At 68.2% G+C, this 21,339-nt stretch carries 22 protein-coding genes; 12 read left to right on the top strand and 10 right to left on the bottom strand.

Features of this window, described 5'->3' with window-relative positions; all coding sequences use genetic code 11:
* Window positions 1–19 precede the first annotated feature (19 nt).
* The 4 genes from TSB10GB4_RS07895 to ruvX all read right to left on the bottom strand — a co-directional run bounded on the left by TSB10GB4_RS07895 (window position 20) and on the right by ruvX (window position 3,970).
* On the bottom strand, window positions 20–1,315 hold the full coding sequence (locus TSB10GB4_RS07895) for a dihydroorotase (RefSeq protein ID WP_186395281.1): 1,296 nt from the start codon (window positions 1,313–1,315) through the stop codon (window positions 20–22).
* 11 nt (window positions 1,316–1,326) lie between these two features.
* Window positions 1,327–2,283 (bottom strand): aspartate carbamoyltransferase catalytic subunit, encoded by a 957-nt coding sequence (locus tag TSB10GB4_RS07890; RefSeq protein WP_186395280.1) that lies wholly within the window; start codon window positions 2,281–2,283, stop codon window positions 1,327–1,329.
* 224 nt (window positions 2,284–2,507) lie between these two features.
* Window positions 2,508–3,434 carry an AEC family transporter gene (locus TSB10GB4_RS07885; RefSeq protein WP_186395279.1) on the bottom strand — a complete coding sequence of 309 codons (927 nt, stop codon included), beginning with the start codon at window positions 3,432–3,434 and terminating at the stop codon, window positions 2,508–2,510.
* The gene (gene ruvX, locus TSB10GB4_RS07880) at window positions 3,431–3,970 is read right to left on the bottom strand and encodes a Holliday junction resolvase RuvX (protein ID WP_186395278.1); all 540 of its coding nucleotides are present in this window, start codon (window positions 3,968–3,970) and stop codon (window positions 3,431–3,433) included. Before ruvX ends, TSB10GB4_RS07885 begins: the two co-directional genes overlap by 4 nt.
* A 111-nt stretch (window positions 3,971–4,081) precedes the next feature.
* On the opposite strand from ruvX, the gene TSB10GB4_RS07875 reads away from it, so the two are divergent.
* The 5 genes from TSB10GB4_RS07875 to gatA all read left to right on the top strand — a co-directional run bounded on the left by TSB10GB4_RS07875 (window position 4,082) and on the right by gatA (window position 8,722).
* Window positions 4,082–4,789 (top strand): metal-dependent hydrolase, encoded by a 708-nt coding sequence (locus TSB10GB4_RS07875; RefSeq protein WP_186395277.1) that lies wholly within the window; start codon window positions 4,082–4,084, stop codon window positions 4,787–4,789.
* An 841-nt stretch (window positions 4,790–5,630) separates the two neighbouring features.
* Window positions 5,631–6,179 (top strand): hypothetical protein, encoded by a 549-nt coding sequence (locus TSB10GB4_RS07870; RefSeq protein WP_186395276.1) that lies wholly within the window; start codon window positions 5,631–5,633, stop codon window positions 6,177–6,179.
* A 206-nt stretch (window positions 6,180–6,385) separates the two neighbouring features.
* Window positions 6,386–6,673 carry an Asp-tRNA(Asn)/Glu-tRNA(Gln) amidotransferase subunit GatC gene (gene gatC, locus TSB10GB4_RS07865; RefSeq protein ID WP_186395275.1) on the top strand — a complete coding sequence of 96 codons (288 nt, stop codon included), beginning with the start codon at window positions 6,386–6,388 and terminating at the stop codon, window positions 6,671–6,673.
* 2 nt (window positions 6,674–6,675) lie between these two features.
* Window positions 6,676–7,149, top strand: coding sequence for a GNAT family N-acetyltransferase (locus TSB10GB4_RS07860; protein ID WP_186395274.1), 474 nt, complete (start codon window positions 6,676–6,678; stop codon window positions 7,147–7,149).
* A gap of 97 nt (window positions 7,150–7,246) precedes the next feature.
* On the top strand, window positions 7,247–8,722 hold the full coding sequence (gatA, locus tag TSB10GB4_RS07855; RefSeq protein WP_186395273.1) for an Asp-tRNA(Asn)/Glu-tRNA(Gln) amidotransferase subunit GatA: 1,476 nt from the start codon (window positions 7,247–7,249) through the stop codon (window positions 8,720–8,722).
* A 164-nt stretch (window positions 8,723–8,886) separates the two neighbouring features.
* Here gatA and TSB10GB4_RS07850 read toward each other — a convergent pair whose 3' ends face one another.
* The gene (locus TSB10GB4_RS07850; protein ID WP_186395272.1) at window positions 8,887–10,560 is read right to left on the bottom strand and encodes a methyl-accepting chemotaxis protein; all 1,674 of its coding nucleotides are present in this window, start codon (window positions 10,558–10,560) and stop codon (window positions 8,887–8,889) included.
* Window positions 10,561–10,952: 392 nt separating this feature from the next.
* On the opposite strand from TSB10GB4_RS07850, the gene rpiA reads away from it, so the two are divergent.
* The 3 genes from rpiA to gor all read left to right on the top strand — a co-directional run bounded on the left by rpiA (window position 10,953) and on the right by gor (window position 13,659).
* Window positions 10,953–11,657, top strand: coding sequence for a ribose-5-phosphate isomerase RpiA (gene rpiA, locus TSB10GB4_RS07845; RefSeq protein ID WP_186395271.1), 705 nt, complete (start codon window positions 10,953–10,955; stop codon window positions 11,655–11,657).
* 62 nt (window positions 11,658–11,719) lie between these two features.
* Entirely contained in the window at window positions 11,720–12,262 is a 543-nt protein-coding gene (locus tag TSB10GB4_RS07840; RefSeq protein WP_186395270.1) for a DUF2059 domain-containing protein, read from the top strand.
* A gap of 23 nt (window positions 12,263–12,285) precedes the next feature.
* On the top strand, window positions 12,286–13,659 hold the full coding sequence (gene gor, locus TSB10GB4_RS07835) for a glutathione-disulfide reductase (protein ID WP_186395269.1): 1,374 nt from the start codon (window positions 12,286–12,288) through the stop codon (window positions 13,657–13,659).
* Between the two features lie 92 nt (window positions 13,660–13,751).
* Here gor and TSB10GB4_RS07830 read toward each other — a convergent pair whose 3' ends face one another.
* Both TSB10GB4_RS07830 and TSB10GB4_RS07825 read right to left on the bottom strand, forming a co-directional pair.
* Entirely contained in the window at window positions 13,752–14,414 is a 663-nt protein-coding gene (locus TSB10GB4_RS07830) for a LysE family translocator (RefSeq protein WP_186395268.1), read from the bottom strand.
* A 123-nt stretch (window positions 14,415–14,537) separates the two neighbouring features.
* Window positions 14,538–14,795: a YjhX family toxin gene (locus TSB10GB4_RS07825; RefSeq protein ID WP_186389039.1), complete on the bottom strand. Its 258-nt coding sequence runs from the start codon at window positions 14,793–14,795 to the stop codon at window positions 14,538–14,540.
* 321 nt (window positions 14,796–15,116) lie between these two features.
* On the opposite strand from TSB10GB4_RS07825, the gene TSB10GB4_RS07820 reads away from it, so the two are divergent.
* Entirely contained in the window at window positions 15,117–15,422 is a 306-nt protein-coding gene (locus TSB10GB4_RS07820) for a phosphatidylglycerophosphatase (RefSeq protein ID WP_186389038.1), read from the top strand.
* Between the two features lie 71 nt (window positions 15,423–15,493).
* Here the strand turns inward: TSB10GB4_RS07820 and TSB10GB4_RS24030 are convergent, their stop codons facing one another.
* Window positions 15,494–15,625, bottom strand: coding sequence for a DUF6455 family protein (locus TSB10GB4_RS24030; protein WP_371328875.1), 132 nt, complete (start codon window positions 15,623–15,625; stop codon window positions 15,494–15,496).
* 335 nt (window positions 15,626–15,960) lie between these two features.
* On the opposite strand from TSB10GB4_RS24030, the gene TSB10GB4_RS07810 reads away from it, so the two are divergent.
* From TSB10GB4_RS07810 to TSB10GB4_RS07800, 3 genes are all read left to right on the top strand, one after another.
* Window positions 15,961–17,226, top strand: a complete 1,266-nt coding sequence (locus TSB10GB4_RS07810; RefSeq protein ID WP_186395266.1) for a flagellar hook-length control protein FliK — start codon at window positions 15,961–15,963, stop codon at window positions 17,224–17,226.
* On the top strand, window positions 17,223–17,489 hold the full coding sequence (locus TSB10GB4_RS07805; protein WP_186389035.1) for an EscU/YscU/HrcU family type III secretion system export apparatus switch protein: 267 nt from the start codon (window positions 17,223–17,225) through the stop codon (window positions 17,487–17,489). Before TSB10GB4_RS07810 ends, TSB10GB4_RS07805 begins: the two co-directional genes overlap by 4 nt.
* 187 nt (window positions 17,490–17,676) lie before the next feature.
* Window positions 17,677–18,702, top strand: a complete 1,026-nt coding sequence (locus tag TSB10GB4_RS07800) for a fatty acid desaturase (protein ID WP_244570848.1) — start codon at window positions 17,677–17,679, stop codon at window positions 18,700–18,702.
* A gap of 84 nt (window positions 18,703–18,786) precedes the next feature.
* Here TSB10GB4_RS07800 and chrA read toward each other — a convergent pair whose 3' ends face one another.
* Entirely contained in the window at window positions 18,787–20,157 is a 1,371-nt protein-coding gene (gene chrA, locus TSB10GB4_RS07795; RefSeq protein ID WP_186395265.1) for a chromate efflux transporter, read from the bottom strand.
* Entirely contained in the window at window positions 20,154–20,975 is an 822-nt protein-coding gene (locus TSB10GB4_RS07790) for a sulfurtransferase/chromate resistance protein (protein ID WP_186395264.1), read from the bottom strand. Before TSB10GB4_RS07790 ends, chrA begins: the two co-directional genes overlap by 4 nt.
* Between the last annotated feature and the right edge of the window lie 364 nt (window positions 20,976–21,339).

Genomic DNA, 21,339 nt, shown 5'->3' with positions numbered 1-21,339 from the left:
CCTGGAGCGTTTGACGCCTTCAGGGCGTGACGATCTTTCCTGCGACGATGGTGTGCAGCACCTGGCCGGTAAAGCGCGCATCCTCGAACGGGGTGTTCTTGGAGCGCGACTTCAGCCGGCTCTTGTCCAGCACCCAGGGCCGGTCGAGATCCAACACCACCACATCGGCCGGGGCGCCCGCGGCAAGGCGGCCGGCCTCCAGGCCCAGCCGGCGGGCTGGGTTGCAGGTCATCGCCGCAAGCAGGGTGGCAAGGCCGATCTCGCCGGAATGGACGAGGCGCAGGCCGGCGGCCAGCAGCGTCTCCAGCCCGATGGCGCCGTCGGCGGCCTCGGCGAAGGGATGGCGCTTGGTCTCCACGTCCTGCGGGTCGTGGCCCGAGACGATGACATCGATGGTGCCGTCGGCGAGCGCGGCAATCATCGCCTGGCGCTCGTCTTCCGAGCGCAGCGGCGGCGACATCTTGAAGAAGGTCCGGTAGGGGCCGATGTCGTTCTCGTTCAGCGTCAGATGGTTGACGGTGATGCCGCAGGTAACGTCGAGCCCGTCTGCCTTGGCCCGGGCGATCGCCCGGGTGCTCTCGGTGCAGGAGACGGACTGCGCGTGGTAGCGCCCGCGCGTCAGCGCGGCGAGCCGCAGGTCGCGCTCGACCATGATGATCTCGGCCTCGCGCGGGCTTGCCGGCAGGCCCTTCCAGCTTGCCGACAGGCTCTCGTTGACGACGCCGGCGCCGGCCAGTGCCGGGTCTTCCGTGTGGTGCACGACGAGCGCGCCGAAGTCGCGGGCATAGGTCATCAGCCGGCGCATGATGCCGGCATGGGTGACCGAGCGGTGGCCGTTGGAGAAGGCGACGGCGCCGGCGTCCTGCAACAGGCCGATCTCGCTCATCTCCTCGCCGGCCAGGTGCTTGGTCAGCGCGGCGAAGGGATGGACGTTGACGCAGGCCGTGTCGCGGGCGCGGCGCAGCACGAAGTCGACCAGCGCCGGATCGTCGATCACCGGATCCGTGTCGGGGGAGGTGACGATGGTGGTGACGCCGCCGGCCGCCGCCGCCTGGCTGGCACTGGCCAGCGTCTCGCGGTGCTCGGCGCCGGGTTCGCCGACGGTGACGCCGATGTCGACGAGGCCGGGGGCGACCACCGCGCCGGCAACGTCGATCATCTCAGTTCCCTCTGGCGCACCCTGGTTGTGAGCGGCCGGTCCGGCGGCGGTGATGCGTCCGTTCTCGATCAAGACGCTGCCGGGCGCATCAAGGCCGCTTGCCGGGTCGATCACCCGGGCATTTGTGAGGAGGATCGGGCTCTGCGGGTTTGCCATGGCCGGGCTCCTCACTTGTTCGGCAGATGGGCTGCGAGCGCCTCGAGAACGGCCATGCGCACGGCAACGCCCATCTCGACCTGCTCGCGGATCAGGCTTTGCGGCCCGTCGGCGATCTCCGGGTCGATCTCCACGCCCCGGTTCATCGGGCCGGGATGCATCACCAGCGCGTCCGCTGCGGCCGCCGCCAGCTTGTCGCGGTCGAGGCCGTAATAGCGGAAATATTCGCGCACCGAGGGGATGAAGGCGCCCTGCATGCGCTCGCGCTGCAGGCGCAGCATCATCACGATGTCGGCGCCGGCCAGCCCCTTGCGCATGTCTTGGAACACCTCGACGCCCATCTGGGCGATGCCGCTGGGCAGCAGCGTCGAGGGGGCGACGACGCGCACCCGCGCGCCGAGCGCGTTCAGCAGGATGATGTTGGAGCGGGCGACCCGCGAATGCAGGATGTCGCCGCAGATCGCCACCGTCAGCCCGGCGATGCTGCCCTTGTGGCGGCGGATGGTCAGCGCGTCGAGCAGCGCCTGGGTCGGGTGCTCGTGCGCGCCGTCGCCGGCATTGACCACCGAGCAGCCGACCTTCTGCGCCAGCAGGTGCACCGCGCCGGCGGCGTGGTGGCGCACGACGATGATGTCGGGATGCATGGCGTTCAGCGTCGCCGCCGTGTCGATCAGCGTCTCGCCCTTCTTCACCGAGGACGAGGCGACCGACATGTTCATCACGTCGGCGCCGAGCCGCTTGCCGGCGATCTCGAACGAGGACTGGGTCCGCGTCGAGGCCTCGAAGAACAGGTTGATCTGGGTCCGGCCGCGCAGCACGGCCTTTTTCTTCTCGACCTGCCGGCTGATTTCGACGGCGGCTTCCGCCTGGTCGAGCAGCGCAACGATCTCGTTGGGCTGCAGGCCCTCGATGCCGAGGAGGTGACGGTGCGGATAAAGCTCCGCGAGGGGGGGATGATGAGCGCTCATTAAAGCCAACCCTATAGGCGCTTCCCGGCGCGGGCTCAAGCGCGGCGAGGCGTTCTCCACCGGCGGGGGGCATTGAGCCGAAACGCGCGCCCGCGTGACAGATCGAAACGCGCTCCCACGAGCCAGATAGTGTGGGTTTCGAGAACCGGAGCGCAGCGTACATTCAGGTACGTGAGCACCGGAAGCGCAGAAAACCGCACTAGATGGCCGTGAGAGCGTGTTTCCTAATGAGCGAGCAGCAGGGCCAACGGCATGGTAACCGCCGCCAGCACCGTCTGCAGGGTCAGGATCTCGGCCATCAGCGGTGCGTCGCCGCCCATCTGGCGGGCGAGCAGATAGGCATTGCCGGCGGACGGCACCGCCATGGCGATGATCACCGCCGAAAGCGCGGCGCCGTCGAGGCCGAGCAGCAGCGCGAAGGCGACGCCGAAGACCGGCATCACGACGAGCTTCAGCACCGTGGCGGTGGCGAGCGCGGGACCGGGGCGGCGCAGGGCGGCAAGGTTCAGCCCGGCGCCGACGCAGACGATGCCGATCGGCAGCGCCGCATTGCCGAGGATCTGCAGCGTCGCATCGGCAAAGCGCGGCAGCGGCAGGCCGGTGAGGTTGAACGCCAGCCCGGCGCCGGTCGACCAGATCAGCGGATTTTTCAGCAGATCCAGCGCGATGCGGCCGGCGCCGGGCGGGGAACCGCTGGCAAAGCGCGCCAGCACCAGCACGTTGATGACATTGAGCAGCGGGATCATCGCCACCACCGCCACCGCCAGCAGCGCGACGCCCTCGCGGCCCAGCAACTCGTCGGCGATGGCCAGCGCGACGAAGGTGTTCCAGCGCGTCGCGCCCTGGAAGATCGAGCTGAAGCGCGGCCCGGTGATGCCGAACCGCGTCGCCAAAAGCGGTTGCAGCGCCAGCGTCAGCGCCGACATCGCCAGGATCGACAGGATCAGCGCCGCGCTCATGCCGAAGGCGGGGATCGCCAGGAAGTCGGTCTTGGCGACGGTGCGGATGATCAGCGCCGGGAACAGCAGGAAATAGGCGATCTTCTCGATGCCGCGCCACTGGTCGCCGGTGATCAGGCCCATGCGCGCGACGATGTTGCCGGCGGCGATCACCAGCAGCACCGGAATCAGCGCGTTGAAGACGCCGTTCATGGCTGCCCGTCGTCGGGTATGCCGCCTGGCCCATAGTCCGGCCCGTCGTCCTGCTCGTCGAGGCTGCCATAGGTCAGGCGGTCGAGCAGGCCCTGCAGGATGTAGGAGGCGGCCATCTTGTCGACCAGCTCGGCCCGGCGGGCGCGGGAGCGGTCGGCCTCGATCAGCGTGCGGGTGACGGCGGCGGTCGACAGGCGCTCGTCCCAGGCGGTCATCGGAATGTCGGTCAGCGCCGCGAGATTGCGGGCAAACGCACGGGTCGCCTGCACGCGCGGGCCTTCCGTGCCGTCCATGTTGAGCGGCAGGCCGAGCACCAGCCCGCGCACCTCGTGTTTGGCGCAGATGTCGAGCAGCGCGGCGGCATCGACGCCGAATTTCTTGCGCCGGATCGTCTCCAGCGGCGAGGCGATGCCGCGCCCGAGATCGGACAGCGCAAGGCCGATGGTCTTGGTGCCGAGATCGAGACCGATCAGGCGTCCGATGCGGGGGAGGCGCGCCGCGAAATCTTCCAGCGCAAGGAGAGGGTCTGTCGCCATTCAGCGGCTTTAGCACGGCATGGCAGGGGCGAACAGCTCCGGGATTGCCGTTTGCCGACAAGTGGCTAGATTCCGGCGGGAGAGTTCCAACCAGATCCGAAGGCAGCCATCATGAAGCTCACCTATCTCGGCCATTCGGCGTTCCGCGTCGAACTTCCCGGCGCGATCCTCCTCATCGACCCGTTCCTTAGCGGCAATCCGTCCTTTCCGTCCGACATGACCGTCGAGGAGGCCAGCGCGGGCGTCACCCACATCCTGCTCAGCCACGGCCATGACGACCATACCGGCGACGCCGTCGCCATCGCCAAGGCGACGGGCGCGCAGGTCACGGCGAATTTCGAGGTCTCCATGTGGGTCCAGTCGCAGGGCCACGAGAACATCAACCCGATGGGCTGCGGCGGCACGGTCGATGTCGGCCCCTTCGCGGTCTCGCTCACCCAGGCGCACCACACCTCGTCCTCGCTCGCCGGCGGCTGGCCGCCGGTCTATCTGGGCCAGCCGAACGGCCTGATCGTGCGCGCCAAGGGCCAGCCGACGCTCTACCACATGGGCGATACCGACATTTTCGGCGATATGGCGCTGATCAACGAGCTCTACGCGCCGAAGGTCGGCATCGTGCCGATCGGCGACCGCTTCACCATGGGCGCGCGCACCGCCGCGCTCGCCTGCCGCCGCTTCTTCGATTTCGACACGGTCATCCCCTGCCACTTCGGCACGTTCCCGATGCTCGATCAGTCGGCGGATGCCTTCGTGCGGGAAATGGGCGACCAGGGCCCGCGCGTGAAGGTCACCGCCCCCGGCGCCTCGCTGGAGATCTGAGGGAGGCACGGCCTCGCGCTCCTCCGCTGCTGCGCGCGGGCGCTTGGGACGGGTGGGCGCTTTCCTACCCCTCCGAGGTCACACCGGGCGCGCGCTAGCGCGACCCGGTGCCCATTGGCTGCCAGAGCGGGCGCGAGGGCACATCGGCGGGGCGCGCTCCCGGACGACCCCGCAAACGCCGTGGCTCTCCGGTTCCGGCTCGCGCTTCGCTTTGCCGGAATGACGCATGGGGAGGTTGGAGCGAAGAACACCTGCCGGGGTTGCCAATGGCTCCCGGCTCTCCGGCTTCGCCTGCGGCCGGGATGACGTCGGAGGGGAGGCGCGGCCCTGGCTTCCCCTCTGCCGTCACCCCGGCCGCGCGCAAGCGCGCGCCGGGGCCCATTGGTTGCCAGAGCGATGGTGGGGACACGTGCCGGCCGTCTGCTGCCGAACCCCATGGGCAGTCACTTATTTACTTAGGGTTTCGGCGGGCGTGTCGCAGAGACCTTGTTACCAATTTGTCCTCGCCACATTGGGAACACTGGCTATGCGCCCGCTCAAAGTCCGTTGTCAGGCCGAATGACCTGGCAATAACATTCACCTGCTGGCGTGGAGATATATCCGCCAAGCCTGCCAGGCAGTCGTCGCACAACGGCTTGGGTGTGCGTTCTACCAGTACGGTATGAATACGCTGCGGGTTGTCCATACGGGTAAGGATAGATCAACCTGGTAGAGAATTCGACGGCAGTTTCGCTGTCGGTCGGGATTCGGCTCCGACGGGGCGCTGCCCTCTCCGGCGAGACCACTGGACACACGCAGAATGTTCTCGTAATGTTCTCGTCAGTCCAGAACAGGTGCCGCCATGACGACTGCCCTTCCGCTTCGCTCCCGCCTGCGCGTTTCGCCGTTCCGCGGCCGGCTTGACGACTATCTGGTGTCGCTGGCGCGCGGCGATCTGCTCGGCGCGGCGCGGGCGCATTTCGCCCCCGATATTCGCCTGTTCGACAATGGCGCGCTGGCGGCCGAGGGGCTGGAGGGGGTGCTGCGCAAGCTGCAGCCCGTTGCCCGCCGCTTCGCCATGCTGCGGGGCACCATCGACGGGCTGGTCTGCGACCGGGCGGGCGAGACGGCGGAGTTCTCCTGCCGCTTCGACGGGGTCGAGATCGACGGCCGCGTCTTCCGCGAGACGGTATCCCTCCGTCAGCGCTGGCATCTCGGCCGGATCATCGAGGAGGAGCAGTGGCGCGGGCTGGCGGCCTCCGCTCTGGCCTCCGCCCATGCCCCCGCCCATGCCTCAACCGGCAGGCATGCGTCTGCCGCTCCGGGCTCCGGCCTGTCGGCGTCGCGGCCCTCCGCCGCCGCCTGTTCCGCGCTCGGCCCGTCCGCCTGCGGGCAGGGGGCTGCCGCCTGATCGGGCGAAGGCTGGCCTAATTGATTTGCGCGCCGGCTGCGGCTTGCGGGGCGAAGGATGCGGATGATATAGCCCGGTCAAGCGGGTGTGGCCCGCCGGCATTGTTGCCGGCCGGGCTTGCCGGCATTGCGGCGGGCCTGTCGTCACGGAGGGGCCACGTTCGCAAGGCCCGCACCCTTTCAGGCCCGATCTGTTGGAGAATTCGCATGTCCGTCGATGTCGATACGGTGAAGCGCGTCGCCCATCTGGCGCGGATCAAGGTGACGGATGAAGAGGCTGGCCGGATGACCGGCGAGCTCAACACGATCCTGGCCTTTGTCGAGCAGCTCGACGAGGTCAATGTGGACGGCGTCGAGCCGATGACCTCCGTCGTCCATCAGCAGATGAAGAAGCGGGCCGACGTCGTCAGCGATGGCGGCTATCCGGAAAAGGTCGTGGCCAATGCCCCGGCCTCCGACGACAATTTCTTCATGGTTCCCAAGGTGGTGGAATAGGCATGTCGGTCCGGGTGGGCATTGAAAGCCCGCTGACCGACGACATGCGGGCGCTGGTCGGCGAGTTGAACGCCGTGCTGCTCGAGCTCACACCGCCGGAATTCTGCTTCCACATGAGCGTGGAGGAGATGGCGGGATCGCAGACCACCGTGTTTGTCGCCCGCGATCCGGCCTCCGGCGAGGCGCTGGGCTGCGGCGCGCTGTTGCGCCACCCCGACGGGGTCGGCGAGGTCAAGCGCATGTACACCCGGCCGCAGGCGAGAGCGCGCGGCATCGGTCGGGCGATCCTGGAACGGATCGAGGCCTTGGCCGAGGCCGAGGGGGTCGCCGAACTGGTGCTTGAGACCGGCGACCGGCATCCTGCGGCCTGGCGGGTGTATGAACGCGGCGGTTTTGTTCGGTGCGGCCCGGTTCTCGACTACCCCGACAGCAGCTATTCCGTCTTCTACCGAAAGGCGCTGACCCGTCGCACTTGACGCGGGCCGCGCGGGGCGCGAGACAGGCTCCCAAGAGAGGGCGCCGAGCGCCGTGCCTCCCAGACCACCAGCGAGATCCAGTCCGAGCGAGACCCCGATGACCGAGCTGACCAAACTGACCCTGGCGGAGGCCCGCGCGCGGCTCGCCGCCCGCGAGATCACCGCGAGCGAGCTGACGCAGGCCTATCTTGCGGCCATCGAGGCGGCCAATCCGGCGATCAACGCCTATGTCGCGGTCACCGCCGAGCGGGCGCTCGAGATGGCCAAGCGCTCCGACGAGCGGCTGGCGCGCGGCGAGGGCGGGGCGCTGGAGGGCATTCCGCTCGGCATCAAGGACCTGTTCGCCACCGAGGGCGTCCACACCCAGGCCTGCAGCCACATCCTCGACGGGTTCAAGCCGCCCTACGAATCGACCGTGACGGCGAACCTGTGGGCCGATGGCGCGGTGATGCTGGGCAAGCTCAACATGGACGAGTTCGCCATGGGCTCGTCCAACGAGACCTCTTACTACGGCAACGTCGTCAACCCCTGGCGCCGCGAGGGCTCCAACGAGGCGCTGGTGCCGGGCGGCTCGTCGGGCGGTTCGGCCGCCGCGGTCGCGGCCTGGCTCTGCGCCGGCGCCACGGCGACCGACACCGGCGGCTCGATCCGCCAGCCGGCGGCGCTCACCGGCACGGTCGGCATGAAGCCGACCTATGGCCGCTGCTCGCGCTGGGGCGTCGTCGCCTTCGCCTCCTCGCTCGACCAGGCCGGCCCGATCACCCGCACGCTGCGCGACAACGCCATCATGATGCGCTCGATGGCCTCGGTCGACGCCAGGGACACGACCTCGGTCGACATACCGGTGCCGGATTACGAGGCGGCCATCGGCCGTTCGGTCAAGGGTTTGAAGATCGGCATTCCGGCCGAATACCGCATCGACGGCCTGCCGGCGGAGATCGCCGCGCTCTGGCAGCAGGGCATCGACTGGCTGAAAGCGGCGGGCGCGGAGATCGTCGAGATCAGCCTGCCGCACACCAAATACGCGCTGCCGGCCTATTACATCGTCGCCCCGGCCGAGGCTTCGTCGAACCTTGCCCGCTACGACGGCGTGCGCTACGGCTTGCGGGTTCCGGGCGAGGATATCGCCGACATGTACGAGAACACCCGGGCCGCCGGCTTCGGCGCCGAGGTCAAGCGCCGCGTGCTGATCGGCACCTATGTGCTCTCGGCCGGCTACTATGACGCCTACTACCTGCGCGCCCAGAAGGTCCGTAGTTTGATCAAGCGTGATTTTGACGAGGCCTTCGAGGCGGGCGTCGACGCGATCCTGACGCCGGCAACGCCGGATGCGGCCTTCGCGCCGGGCGCCTTCAGCGGCGACCCGGTGCAGATGTACCTCAACGACGTCTTCACCGTGACCGTGAACATGGCCGGCCTGCCGGGACTGGCTGTCCCCGCCGGGCTGACCGGCTCCGGCCTGCCGCTCGGCCTGCAGCTCATCGGGCGGCCCTTCGGCGAGGAGACGCTCTACACCCTCGGCACCGTCATCGAGGAGGCTGCCGGCCGCTTCGAGCCGGGCAAGTGGTGGTAAGGCCGATTTGAGAGGGTTTGCGCAAAATTTCGCGATTTTGGCGCGCGATTTTGCAAAATCCGTCTCAATTTTTGCAAGCCCGGCGCCCGGCGCTAACCTGTTCGGGCGCCTTGCTTTTTTGCCCCTGGGCTGGTGATTTCGCGCGATCGCCGCGCAAAATCGCCTTACAGCTTGTAGGCGGTGCGGAAGCCGCCCCAGTGGCGGCCGGAGACGGTGATAGGTGCGTCGATCTCGCGCATCCAGATGATCGTGCCGTTGCCCATGTCGCGGGGATAAGTCTGCACCAGGAAGGGGCGGGTGTTGCGCGCCGCGCTCAGGCCGGCGCGGTCGTCGAAGATCCGTCGGTTGCGGCAGTTGGCGGCGTTCCAGGCCGGGTCGTCGGGGCGCTGCGGCTGGGAATAGGCGGCATTGTGCACCGGCAGATAGGCGTTGCGGTCGACCGCGACGCAGAAGACGAGGCCGCTGCCCTTGGCGCGGGCGAGGATATCTTCCTGGATCGGCGGCAGGATCCGCTCCAGCACTTTGAGCGCGCGGTTCGAGACCTGGCGCGGATTGGTGTCGGGGATCGGCTGATAATCGATGTCGAACAAGGCGTCGAGCGTCAGCTCGCGCTTGGCCACCGCCTGCTCCATCGCCTCGATGACCCGGCGGGCACCGTCCTGGGCTCGCTCGATCGACGGGGACAACTCGTCGCGCACCCGCGCCAGCACCTCGGCAAGGCGGGCGACGAAGGCCTCGTCCGGCCGCTCGAAGGCGCAGTGCATGCCGAGATCGGTGACCGCGACGATCTGCAGCGCCGTGCGGCCGAGACCGGAGAGATCGACCGTTGCCGGGCCTTCTTTGGCGCGTTCCTCGCCCTGTTGCGGGGCGAGAAGAACGCCGCCGGTCGACAGGTCCAGCGTCTTGATGCGGTAGTCGCGGCCCGACTGGGTCAGGGTTCCGGACAGTTCCGCCGGCAGCCGGTCGTCGCGCCGCCGGTCGCCGATCGCCGTCTGGCGGATCATCATCGTGAACCGGCCGCTCAGACTGTTCCCCAGGGCGAGCATCGAGCGGGAGGCCTCGCCGGCGGCCTCGCCGGCGCGCTCGGCGCTGTCCGTCGCCTCGGTGATCGTCGAGACTTTCTCGGTCACCGCCCGCACGAAATCGGCGGTTTCCCTTGCGGTTTCGCCGACCGAGCGGGTGGTTTCCAACTGTCGGCCGACGGCTTCGGCGACGGCGGCGAAGCTCGGCCGGATCTCGCCGATCACGCCGATGATGCGGTCGACGGCAAGAATACTCCCCTCGGCCGAGCTCTGCAGGCGGGCGATGTTGGCGACGATCTCGTCGGTGGCGTTCTGGGTCTCCACCGACAGTGCCTTGACCTCGCTGGCGACCACGGCGAAGCCCCGGCCGGCTTCGCCCGCGCGGGCGGCCTCGATGGTGGCGTTGAGCGCGAGCAAGTTGGTCTGCTTGGCGACGTCGGAGATCAGCCGGACGACATTGGCGATGGCGTCGATGGCGCTTTTCAGCTCCTGGATGCCGGTGTTGGCGGTGTCGGCGACCTGGCGCGCTTCCTCGGCCAGACGCGAGGAATTGCGGACCTGTTCATCGATCTCGTTGCTCGCCGCGACGAGCTGCTCGACCGAGGCGGAGAGGCTGTGGGCGGTCTCGTCGGCATGGCGCGTTTCGCTGTGCAGCGCCTGCGAGTGACCGCGGATATCCGAAAGCTGCTGCAACTGCTCGCCGACCCGCGCGCGCAGGTCCTGCGCGCCGGTGCCGATGCTGCTGGCGGCGGCCCGCAGATCGGATTCGATCAGGTCGAGCGTCAGCGCCGTCTGCTGATCGCGCGCCAGCGACAAGGATGTCTCGGCCGACGTCGCGGCAGGTTTGTCCGTCTCGGTTGCGTGGATCTCTTCGCTCCGGACCGTATTGGAATCGTCGGTGATTTTCGGTCTCGCTGCCGCGAATAGACGCATGGTTGGATCTCCGGTTTCCGCCCTATCCCAAAGGGTTATGCAATAATTTTCTGGTAATAGTTTTGCATGATTGCTTGAATTGTTGGTTAACGCAGCGGTAGTTTTTGTCTCGGATTGCTGCTCCCGCAAAACGTGTGAGGGCGTGCCGGCGCGGCGCATGTCGCGGGTTCTTTGCCTTGCGCGGTTCCCATGCTAAACCCGCCGGGCACGGTCGGCGGCAGGCGCCACGGCCGCGGGACCGACGCGGAACGACGCGGAACGACGAACGGAACGGGATGAGCGATCAGCTTAAGAGACAGGCCGCCGAGGCGGCGCTGGAAGAGGTGACGCCGGGGATGCGTCTTGGCATCGGCACCGGGTCCACGGCGGAGCAGTTCGTCCGCGCCCTGGCGGAAAAGGTCCAGGGCGGGCTGTCGGTGATCGGGGTGCCGACCTCGGAGCGCACGGCGGCGCTGTGCCGCGAACTCGGCGTGCCGCTGGCGACGCTGGAGGATTGCCCCGAGCTCGACCTGACCGTCGACGGGGCGGACGAACTCGACCCGAAGCTGCGGCTGATCAAGGGCGGCGGCGGCGCCTTGCTGCGGGAAAAGATCGTCGCGACCGCCTCCCGGCGCATGATCGTCATCGCCGATGCCAGCAAGAAAGTGGCGCGTCTCGGCGCCTTCGCGCTGCCGGTCGAGGTGGTGCCCTTCGGTCTTCGCGTCACCCGCAACGCGGTCGCCCGGGCACTTTCGAACCTTGGCTATGATGCGCCGATCCTGCTGCGCGGCGGGGACACGCCGTTTGTCACGGATGGCGGCCACCATATTCTCGACATCGATTTGCGCGAGATCACCGATCCGGAGGCTCTGTCGCGGTCATTGCTCGACATTCCGGGGGTGGTGGACCACGGGCTCTTTCTCGGCATCGCCGATGCCGCGTATCTGGCCGGGGCCGATGGAGTGGAGCGCCTGCTTCCCGTCGCCGACCAGCAAAACTGACCTTCAAGGACCAGCCCGGCGAAGGCGGCCGGGCACCCGATCACTTGCTCATGGAGTATCCGATGTTTGATTTCTGCCGGAAATCCGCGACGGCCGCCGCCACGGCGGCGGCGATGCTGCTGTCCCTCGCCCAGGCGACCCATGCCCAGGAGAGCTTTTCCGAGGAGCACATCACGGCCGCGCGCAACGCCGTGCAGGCGGCGCAGGCGATCCGCGCCTTCGACGATGTGCTGCCGCTGATGGCGGAGCGGACCCGCAGCCTGTTCATCCAGAACGATCCGGCGAACACCGGGATGATCGACGAGGTGGTGACCGATGTGGCCCTGTCCCTCGCCGGGCGCCGTCCGGAGCTCAACCGGGTGGTTTACGAGGTCTGGGCGCGCCGCTTTACCGTCGAGGAATTGAACGAACTGGCGGCCTTCTACAACACGCCGCTGGGCCAGAAGTATTCCGCCGTCGAGCCGGAGCTGCGGGCGCTGTCGATCGGTGCCGCCAAGCAGTGGGGCGATGCGATCTCGACCGAAATGGTGACCCTGGTGCGCGAGGAAATGATTAAGCGCCAGGAGGCGCAGGAGACTCAGCCGACGGAAGCCCCGGCGCAATAATCAGGGCCGAGAGGGCTCCAGGCATGAGCGATTTCGACTTCGACCTCTTCGTCATCGGCGGTGGTTCGGGCGGCGTGCGCGCGGCCCGCATCGCCGCGACCCATGGCGCGCGCGTGGGCATCGCCGAGGAATACCGCTACGGCGGGACCTGCGTGATCCGTGGCTGCGTGCCGAAGAAGCTGATGGTCTATGCCTCGCGCTTTTCCGAGGAATTCGAGGACGCGGCCGGCTTCGGCTGGCAGGTGGGCGAGCGCCGTTTCGACTGGGAGCGGCTCATCGATGCCAAGGACCGGGAGATCGCTCGGCTGGAGGCGATCTACCGCCGCAACCTGGAGCGCTCCGGCGTCGAACTGTTCGACACGCGGGCGGTGCTGGAAGACGCCCACACGGTACACCTGCTGACCGACGGGCGGCGCATCCGCGCCGAGCGGATCCTGATCGCGGTCGGCGCGACGCCCAATGTCGACGCCGGCCTGCCGGGCGGCGAGCACGTCATCACCTCCAACGAAGTGTTCCATCTCGCCGACCTGCCGAAGCGCATTGTGGTGGCCGGCGGCGGGTATATCGCGGTCGAGTTCGCGGGGATTTTCGCCGGGCTCGGCGCGGAGACGACGCTGATCTATCGCGGGGAAGAGATCCTGCGCGGCTTCGACGATGACCTTCGTGCGGTCCTGCACGAGGAGATGGAGAAGAAGGGCATCCGCGTCCTGTGCGGCGACGTGTTCTCCTCCATCGAGAAGACCGGGGAGGGGCTGGTCGGCCACACCCGCAAGGGCGAGACGCTTGTCGCGGACAAGATCATGTTCGCCATCGGCCGGCGGCCGAATACCGCCGGTCTCGGCCTCGACAAGGCGGGGGTAGAGCTGGCGTCTTCGGGGGCGATCCTCGTCAACGAGGCGTCGCAGACCAACGTGCCGTCGATCTATGCGGTCGGCGATGTCACCGACCGGGTCAACCTGACGCCGGTGGCGATCCGTGAGGGCCATGCCTTCGCCGACAGCGTCTTTGGCGGCAAGGAATGGTCTGCCGATCACTCGATGATCCCGACGGCGGTGTTCTCGCAGCCGGAAATCGGCACGGTCGGCCTGACCCAGGCGGAGGCGCTGGAACGCTACGGCGCGGTCGACGTCTACAAGGCGCATTTCCGTCCGATGAAGCACACGCTGTCGGGGCGCGACGAGAAGATGCTGATGAAGGTGCTGGTGCGGCCGGAGACGGACCGGGTGCTCGGCGTGCACCTCCTCGGCCATGACGCCGGCGAACTGGTGCAGGTGCTCGGCATCGCGCTGCGGATGGGCGCCACCAAGGCGGACTTCGATGCGACGATGGCGGTGCATCCGACGGCGGCGGAGGAACTGGTGACGATGCGCGAGCCGACCGAGCGGCTGCGCGCCTGATTGACCCGCAAGAGACCCGAAGCGACGACGGGGAGGCACTGCCTCCCCGTTTTGTTTGCGGTTTGCGGTTGCAAGCGGTGGGCGAAGCCCCGTCAGTTGGCCGCCGCGCGGCGCCAGCCGAGCGCCAGCAGGCCGGCACCGATCATCAAGGTGCCGCCGCTGCGGTTGATCCAGCGCCGGACGGAGGGGCGGCGGATGCGCGTGCGCACCAGTGAGGCCATCAGCCCGTAGGCGGCGGCATTGAGCGCGGCGAGGATGACGAAGGTCGCCTCGAGAATCACCGCCTGCTGCAGCAGCGGGCGCGCCGGATCGATGAACATCGGCAGGAAGGCGATGAAGAAGACGATGCTCTTGGGATTGAGCGCCGTCACCGCATAGGCGTGCAGGGCGATGCGCAGCATCGGCGCGCGGGTCGGGGCAGATGCGGGGCCAGGGGTGCCGTCCGCCATCTCCTGCGGCGCCGTGTCGGCAACGGGCGCGCGCCAGAGCTTCAGCCCGAGCCAGATCAGATAGGCGGCGCCGATCCACTTCAGCACCGTGAACAGGGTCGCCGAGGTGGCGAGCAGCGCGCCGAGGCCGAGCAGCGAGGCGGTCATCGCGGTGAGGTCGCCGAGCGCCACGCCGATGACGGTCGCCGAGGCCACCGCCCGGCCATGGGCGAGCGCATAGGAGACGACCAGCAGGATCGTCGGGCCGGGGATGGCGAGCATTACGAAGGAGGCGGCGGAAAAGGCCAGCCAGGTTTCGAAAGACATGGAAGAACTCCGGCAGGTGGGACGTCGATCTGCCCAGCAATCCACAACCGATGGCATTTGAAAAGAGGCAAACACCCGCATCGAGGCCGCCGCCGCGGCGCGGGGCGCGGCGGCGGCGGGGTTTCAGCGATTGTCCAGTTGCGAACGGACCCGCAACAGCCCGAGACGGGTGATACGGTAGGGGCCGGACTGGGCGGAGGCGATGAGCCGGCGCCGCTTCAGCTTGCGAAAGAGGTCAAGCGTCAGCCCGGTGTTGTGCCAGCCCTCGCGGGTGACGATGGCGAGCTCTTCGATGCGGCCGCGCTCGTCCTTTTCGACGAGCACATGGCCGCCTTGAGCGAGCAGGTGCAGGACCCGCTGCTCGGCCTTGGAAATATCCATTTTCGGAGTGTCCGGAGATGCAGTTCACACGCGCACGTCACCGCCGCCCGCAACGCAAGCGGTCGTGCGTGGGTTTGTTGCCCGGTCTGTTCTCGATGGACCGGGCTTTACCGGGTCTCGAGCTGGCTGCGCATAAGCTCTCCGAAGTTGACGCGCCACAGATAGGCGTTGAGCGCCCGCCGCGCAAGGCAGCGCGGGCGGTGCCCGGTCGGGGCGGGCCAGTGTCGTCGATCCGTGTTGCGGAAATGTCGCGCTCGCGTGAAGGCGCGCGGGGGCGCGATTGCAGTTCCCTTTTGTGTCCCGCGATCCTAAAACAGCGGCATGAGCCCGACCGAATCCCTGCCGCTGCTTTTCGGCCTTGCCGGCCTGTTGAACCCTTTCGCGCTGCTGATCGGGGCGGCGCTCGGCTGGTATGCCGACGCGCGCGCCAAGCTGATCATCGCCGGCTTCGCGGCTGCAGTGATCAGCGTGCTGATCGACGTTTCGCTGTCGGCGAGCGGCGTGCGGGCGCTCGGCGGCTATGACGGTGGGCCGCTGGCCGTGCTGCCGTTCCGCTTTGTCGGCGCGCTGGTGCTCGCCGCCATCGTGCACGGCATCCGCAAGCGGGCACAGCGCCACCGCCGCTGAGGCAGGGGCCGAGGCCTGCAGCACCGTCTCTTGCGCACGCCCGAAGCCGCGCGGCGAAGCAAGGTCGCAGCCTAGTTGCCGGAACGGCCCGTCCAGGCGGCGAACAGCTCGCCATTGGGGCAGAATCCCGGCGCGTGGGCAGCGCCGTCGGCGTGCTCTTCGAGCCAGTTCGCGCAGTCCTGCGGCCGTTCGCAGCCATGCAGCGGGCGGCGGCTGTGCGCATCGTGCTTTCCAGGATCATGCCGGACGGCAGCGTGTCGTCGGCGCCAACCGTGCGCATCATCCGCCCCATCAGCCCGGCACGTTCGTCGAGGCGCTTCATCAGTCCCATGGCAGCCCGTCCTCTGTTCGCGGCGCCGGTGCGGCGGCCGCTGCCCGGTTACTGTAGGATCGTTGCGGAGGAAACTATTTGACGGAAATCAAACGGCAGACCGCTCCATAAGCGGGATCGGCGGGATTTCGCGAATCTGCTAGGCTCACTCACCGTCGGCGCGAGGCTGGACGGCAGCACGGCGAGGCCCCGCGCATGATCTCTCGCGTGACATCCCAGAGCAACCAGAGCGGCGTCGTCGCGGTGCGGCCGGTGAGCCGCGTGCCGATGCTGAATGTCGGCGACGTGATCGCCGTGCGCGTCGCCAAGCACCTGACCGACAACGTCATGCGGCTGATTGCAGGGGGCGGGGCAGGGGCGGGCGGTTTTCAGCTCGATGTCGAGGGGCAGGAGATGCTGCCGCTCGGCACGCGCGCCACGCTGAGCGTCGAGCGCGGCCCAGACGGCCCGCGCTATCAGGTCAGCGCCGCACCGCAAAACGCCGGCCAGGGCGCCCCGCAGGGCGCATCCAGTGCGGCCTCCGGCGAGGCGGCGGCACTCGCCCGCATCACCGCGCTCGCCACCTCCCTTGCCGCCCGCCAGGATGGCTTGTCGCCGCTCTATGGCGGCCTTGCCGCGACGCTGGCCGCAGCGCCCGCCGGGGCGGCGGGCGGCTTGCTGCCGCCTGCGGTGACGAGCGCGCTGGCGAGCCTGCTCGGCTTCCGGCTGGATCCTGCCGGAACCCGGGAAGGCCGGCTGGATGGCCCCGCGCTCAAGGCGGCGCTGGAGGGCGTGACGGGGCGCGGGGCGGCGAGCGGGGCTCCCAGTCTCGACGAGGCGTTGAACGGGCTCCTGCGCGTGCTGAAAGGGGCGGCCGGGGGGCGCGAGGCGCCGGCCCGGCAGGCGACCCCGCCGCCGCTGCCCGGCATTTCCCGGCATCCGCGCGGCGAAAAGCCGGCCCGCGCCAGCGGCGAGCTGATCTCGGCCCTGCTGGCGCGCGACGGCGAGGAAGCCGCCGCCATCCTTGCGGCCAAGACCGAGGCGGCGCTGGCCCGGCTGCGGCTCGCTTCGCTGGCCTCGCGCGGGTTGCTGGCCGATGGCGAGGGCGCGGGCGATGCGGCGCTGTTCGACCGGGTGCTCGACCTGCCGCTGGTGGTCGGCGGGCAGAGCGCGGTGATCTCGCTGCAGATCGGCCGCGACGACACGCCCGGCCACGACGGGGAGGGCGCGCATCCCGCCTGGCGGCTGCGCTTTGCGCTCGACACGGAGGCAACCGGCGCGGTGGAGGCGCTGGTCGGGCTCGACGGTCCCCGGCTGTTCGCCAGCCTTTGGGCCGTGCGGGAGGACATCGCCGCGGACCTCAACGAGCGGCTGCCGCGCCTTGCCGCGACGCTTGCCGAACAGGGGCTGGAGGTGGTCGATCTCAAGGTGACCAGCGGACTGCCGGACGATCCGCCCGCGCCATCCGGCCAGTTCGTGGACGTGGTCTCATGAGCGAGGAGCAGGACCCGCGCCGCCGGCTGGCGGTGGCGCTGCACTACGACCATGCCGGCGCACCGCGCGTCACCGCCAGGGGGCGCGGCGCCATCGCTGCCCGCATCCTGGAACTGGCGGCCGAACACGGCGTGCCGGTGGAAGAGGACGCGGCCCTGGCCGAGGCGCTGTCGCAGATCGAGCTCGACCGGGAAATCCCGGTGGAGCTCTACGAGGCCGTCGCCGCCGTGCTGCGCTTCATCCTGATGGCGAGAGGGCGGTAAGGGGGCCGGTAAGGGGCGGAGTGTCGCGGCCCGAGGCGACGAATTGTCTTGCCAAATCCCTGCCGAAATGGGAGGTCCCTTCCGTGACTGGCCGCTATCGCACCCTTGCGAAAACAGACAGTCTTGCAGGCGAGTTGGTACCTCAATTCCTCCATGGGGGGCTCGCTCCCGGATTGGATAGATATTGGTGAACACTGACTGCCGTCCGGCGGAAAAGCCGCGCTCCTGGAACGCCTCGCTGGCCAAGTATCGCAAGCCGAGCACGGGGCGTAGCGTCTTCGAGATCCTCGCCAGCCTGCTGCCCTTCGCGGCCCTGTGGGCAGCGGCGGCGGTGCTGGTGAACCACGGCCAGTGGTGGGGCCTCGTCCTGACCGTGCCGGCCGCCGGCCTTCTCGTGCGCCTGTTCATGCTGCAGCACGATTGCGGGCACGGCTCGCTGTTCTCGCAGCGCCGGCTCAACGACTGGACGGGGCGCGCGCTCGGCGTGCTGACCTTCACGCCCTACGACTACTGGCGGCGGAGCCATGCGGTCCACCACGCCTCGACCGGCAACCTCGACCAGCGCGGCATCGGCGACATCGACACGCTGACGGTCAGGGAGTACCAGGCGCTGCCCTGGAGCGGGCGGCTGCGCTACCGGCTCTACCGGCATCCCCTGGTGATGTTCGGGCTGGGGCCGGCATGGCTGTTCGTGTGCCAGTACCGCTTGCCGTTCGGCATGATGCGTGGCGGCCTGGAGCCGTGGCTCTCGACGCTCGCCACCAACCTGTGCATCGCCGGCATAGCCGCGCTGCTCATCTGGGCGGCGGGGCTCGGGCCTTTCCTGATGGTGCAGGGGCCGATCATCCTGATGGCGGCGACCGCCGGCGTCTGGCTGTTCTATGTCCAGCACCAGTTCGAGGAAACCCACTGGTCGAAGGCCGGCGAGTGGAACTTCCAGACCGCGGCGCTGGAGGGCAGCTCGCATTACGACCTGCCGCCGGTCCTGCAGTGGTTTACCGGCAATATCGGCATCCACCACGTGCATCACCTGTCCAGCAAGATCCCGTTCTATCGCCTCAGCGAGGTGATGCGCGATTTCCCCGAACTGCGCGACATGAACCGCATCACCCTGCGCCAGAGTTTTGGCTGCGTGAAGCTCGTCCTGTGGGACGAGGACACCCGCCGGCTCGTGACGTTCCGCCAGGCCCGCACGGCCAGCGCGGCGGCGTGAGGGGGGGGCTTCAATCCGCTTCCGGCCGACGGGTGGCGCTTCATTCCGAGGGCGCTGAGGGATGGCGTGTCGCCGTTGACACGCCTATCGCAGCAGCCCGGCCAAGTTGAGTGCAAGGCCGGCAAGCGCACATCCTGCGAGGACCGTGACCGGCCCGAGACGGAACCGGAATGTGGCGAGGAGAGCCGCGAGGACGAGCACTGCCGCAGCGAAATTGAGCGAGGACCAGACCGGAAGGTCGAGGTTGAGGCCGAGGGCGACGACGCGGCGCAACTCGTCGAAAACCACATGCAGGGCGAACCAGACGGCCAGGTTGAGGATCACTCCGACCACCGCCGCGGTGATTGCCGTCAGCGCCGCGGTCAGGGCGCGATTGTCGCGCAGGCGCTCAATGAAGGGCGCGCCCAGGAAGATCCACAGGAAGCAGGGTATGAAGGTCACCCAGGTGGTCAGCAATCCGCCCAGCGTTCCGGCCATCAGAGGCGATAGCCCGCCCGCCTCGCGATAGGCTCCCATGAAGCCGACGAACTGGGTGACCATGATCAGCGGTCCAGGAGTGGTCTCGGCCATGCCGAGACCATCCAGCATCTCGCCCGGGGCCAGCCAGCCGTAGTTCTGCACTGCCTCTTGCGCGACATAGGCCAGCACCGCATAGGCCCCGCCAAAGGTCACCACGGCCATGACGCTGAAGAAGCTTGCGATCTGGGCGAAGACGTTGGTGGGACCAAGGGCTGCGATCAGCGCGCCCACGGACAGCAGCCACAGGGTGAGGAACACGGCCGAGACGCGGAACGCATAGCCGCGATTGACTAGGGCGTGCTCGGGTATCTCTTCGCCGAGGATCGTCGCAGCATCGTCAACCTGAACTTGCCCGACCTTGCCGTGTCCGTGCCCGCTCCGGAATGCGGATAGACCTTTGCGGGCGCCGATGAGCCCGATCAGTCCCGCGAGCAGGATAATCAGAGGAAAGGGTACGCCGAAACCGAAGATTCCCACGAATGAAGCGGCTGCGATGCCGACCATCACGCGGTTCGTCAGCGCCCGGGTGCCGATGCGGATGACCGCCTGAACCACTATGGCGAGCACAGCAGCCTTCAGTCCGAAGAACACGGCCTCGACCGCGCCGACATCGCCATAGATCGCGTAGATCCAGCTAAGGCCCATGATCGCCACGACGCCGGGCAGCACGAAGAGGGCGCCTGCGATGATGCCGCCGACCGTTCGATGCATCAGCCAGCCGATGTAGACGGCCAACTGCATTGCCTCCGGACCCGGCAGCAGCATGCAGTAGTTGAGGGCGTGCAGGAAGCGCTTCTCCCCGAGCCAGCGCTGTTCCTCGACCAGGATCCGATGCATCAGCGCTATCTGCCCGGCTGGACCTCCGAAACTGAGGAGGCCGATACGTGCCCAGATACGGGTGGCCTCGGCCAGGGTAGGGTGTGGGGTCCGCATCATCCTGCCTTGGGTCTGTTGGTCGGCCAGTTGTGGGTTTCGTCGCCTGCGTCGCGTGCCCAGCGGTAGAAGGCGTCGTAGAGCAGCATTCCGGCATCGAGTTGTTCAAGGTCGTCGGAGTACATTCGTGACAGCCCGAGCGAGGCGGCCAGCAGGCCCGCGGCTTCAGGCGCGAGGTCCGGCCGCGCGGTGTCGGCGCCGCGGACGATCGCGGCGAGACGGTCGAGTGCCGGCAGGGACAGCCCGAATTCGCTCAGCATGACGTCGAAGGTGCAAAGGTCGCCTCGATGGCTCCAAAACACCTGCTCGATGTCGAAGGCGGCGGCGTTGTACCGTTCGGCGACGCCTGTCACCTCGGAAGAGGCCACGAACAGAACCACTGCACGTGGGTCGAGGAAGCGGCGGATCAGCCAGGGGCAGGCGATCCGGTCGATCTTCGGTCGCGCCCGGGTGACCCAGACGGTGCGATCCTGTGTGTCGCGCGCGGGCAGTTTCGCCGGATCGATCAGCGGTAGCCCGGCAGCGCTCCAGGCCTCGAAGCCACCTTCGAGATATTCGGACGGGATACCTTCCGCCCGCAGCCAGGCGGCCGCACCCTGGCTGCGATGATGTCCGGCATGGCAAATGGCGATCGAGGGGCTGCCGGCCAGGCGCTTTGCAAGGCCGGCAAGGTCCCGATCTCCGACGTGCAAGCTTCCAGGCAAAAGGCGCGGGTCGCTGGCATAGTCTTCGTCCGAGCGCATGTCGAGCAGAAGAGGGGAGCGGGGCGTGCCGATCAGGCGAGAGAGTTTTTCAGGCGAAATGGCATTGGGGGCAGGCATGCGCGTTCCTCCTTTTTAAGGATTTGTATGGAACGCGATCTTCGGCTGGCGCCTCGTGGGGAGGTCGCGGATCCCCATAGAGCCAGTTATCGGCGGTTGGACGAACGTGTCAAGAAATTGAGCGGCACTTTTCCAAGTGGACGTTCCTGCGCCGCGTTCAAAGCGGCGGGTTTTCGCTTCGTTCATCTTCCCACCCCACCTCCCCCCTTGCGGGGAGGGCAAAGACCCACTACCCACACACTCAAGCGTTCTGGCGCGCGTTTCGGTGCGCGCGGCACGCGTTCAGGACTAGTCCGCCCCCGGGCTTTTTCGCGCGTGCGCGGGAAGGGTTTGCCAGGGGCGGGCGACAGGCACGACACAACGG

The organism is Stappia sp. TSB10GB4 (genome assembly GCF_900185745.1).
GTDB lineage: Bacteria > Pseudomonadota > Alphaproteobacteria > Rhizobiales > Stappiaceae > Stappia.
This window is presented reverse-complemented; position numbering and strand designations above follow the sequence as displayed.

What these genes read in the sequence shown, in the direction of transcription:
- TSB10GB4_RS07895 (WP_186395281.1), bottom strand. Translation starts at nt 1,315, where the DNA reads ATGGCAAACCCGCAGAGCCCGATCCTCCTCACAAATGCCCGGGTGATC.
- TSB10GB4_RS07890 (WP_186395280.1), bottom strand. Translation starts at nt 2,283, where the DNA reads ATGAGCGCTCATCATCCCCCCCTCGCGGAGCTTTATCCGCACCGTCAC.
- TSB10GB4_RS07885 (WP_186395279.1), bottom strand. Translation starts at nt 3,434, where the DNA reads ATGAACGGCGTCTTCAACGCGCTGATTCCGGTGCTGCTGGTGATCGCC.
- ruvX (WP_186395278.1), bottom strand. Translation starts at nt 3,970, where the DNA reads ATGGCGACAGACCCTCTCCTTGCGCTGGAAGATTTCGCGGCGCGCCTC.
- TSB10GB4_RS07875 (WP_186395277.1), top strand. Translation starts at nt 4,082, where the DNA reads ATGAAGCTCACCTATCTCGGCCATTCGGCGTTCCGCGTCGAACTTCCC.
- TSB10GB4_RS07870 (WP_186395276.1), top strand. Translation starts at nt 5,631, where the DNA reads ATGACGACTGCCCTTCCGCTTCGCTCCCGCCTGCGCGTTTCGCCGTTC.
- gatC (WP_186395275.1), top strand. Translation starts at nt 6,386, where the DNA reads ATGTCCGTCGATGTCGATACGGTGAAGCGCGTCGCCCATCTGGCGCGG.
- TSB10GB4_RS07860 (WP_186395274.1), top strand. Translation starts at nt 6,676, where the DNA reads ATGTCGGTCCGGGTGGGCATTGAAAGCCCGCTGACCGACGACATGCGG.
- gatA (WP_186395273.1), top strand. Translation starts at nt 7,247, where the DNA reads ATGACCGAGCTGACCAAACTGACCCTGGCGGAGGCCCGCGCGCGGCTC.
- rpiA (WP_186395271.1), top strand. Translation starts at nt 10,953, where the DNA reads ATGAGCGATCAGCTTAAGAGACAGGCCGCCGAGGCGGCGCTGGAAGAG.
- TSB10GB4_RS07840 (WP_186395270.1), top strand. Translation starts at nt 11,720, where the DNA reads ATGTTTGATTTCTGCCGGAAATCCGCGACGGCCGCCGCCACGGCGGCG.
- gor (WP_186395269.1), top strand. Translation starts at nt 12,286, where the DNA reads ATGAGCGATTTCGACTTCGACCTCTTCGTCATCGGCGGTGGTTCGGGC.
- TSB10GB4_RS07830 (WP_186395268.1), bottom strand. Translation starts at nt 14,414, where the DNA reads ATGTCTTTCGAAACCTGGCTGGCCTTTTCCGCCGCCTCCTTCGTAATG.
- TSB10GB4_RS07825 (WP_186389039.1), bottom strand. Translation starts at nt 14,795, where the DNA reads ATGGATATTTCCAAGGCCGAGCAGCGGGTCCTGCACCTGCTCGCTCAA.
- TSB10GB4_RS07820 (WP_186389038.1), top strand. Translation starts at nt 15,117, where the DNA reads ATGAGCCCGACCGAATCCCTGCCGCTGCTTTTCGGCCTTGCCGGCCTG.
- TSB10GB4_RS07805 (WP_186389035.1), top strand. Translation starts at nt 17,223, where the DNA reads ATGAGCGAGGAGCAGGACCCGCGCCGCCGGCTGGCGGTGGCGCTGCAC.
- chrA (WP_186395265.1), bottom strand. Translation starts at nt 20,157, where the DNA reads ATGATGCGGACCCCACACCCTACCCTGGCCGAGGCCACCCGTATCTGG.
- TSB10GB4_RS07790 (WP_186395264.1), bottom strand. Translation starts at nt 20,975, where the DNA reads ATGCCTGCCCCCAATGCCATTTCGCCTGAAAAACTCTCTCGCCTGATC.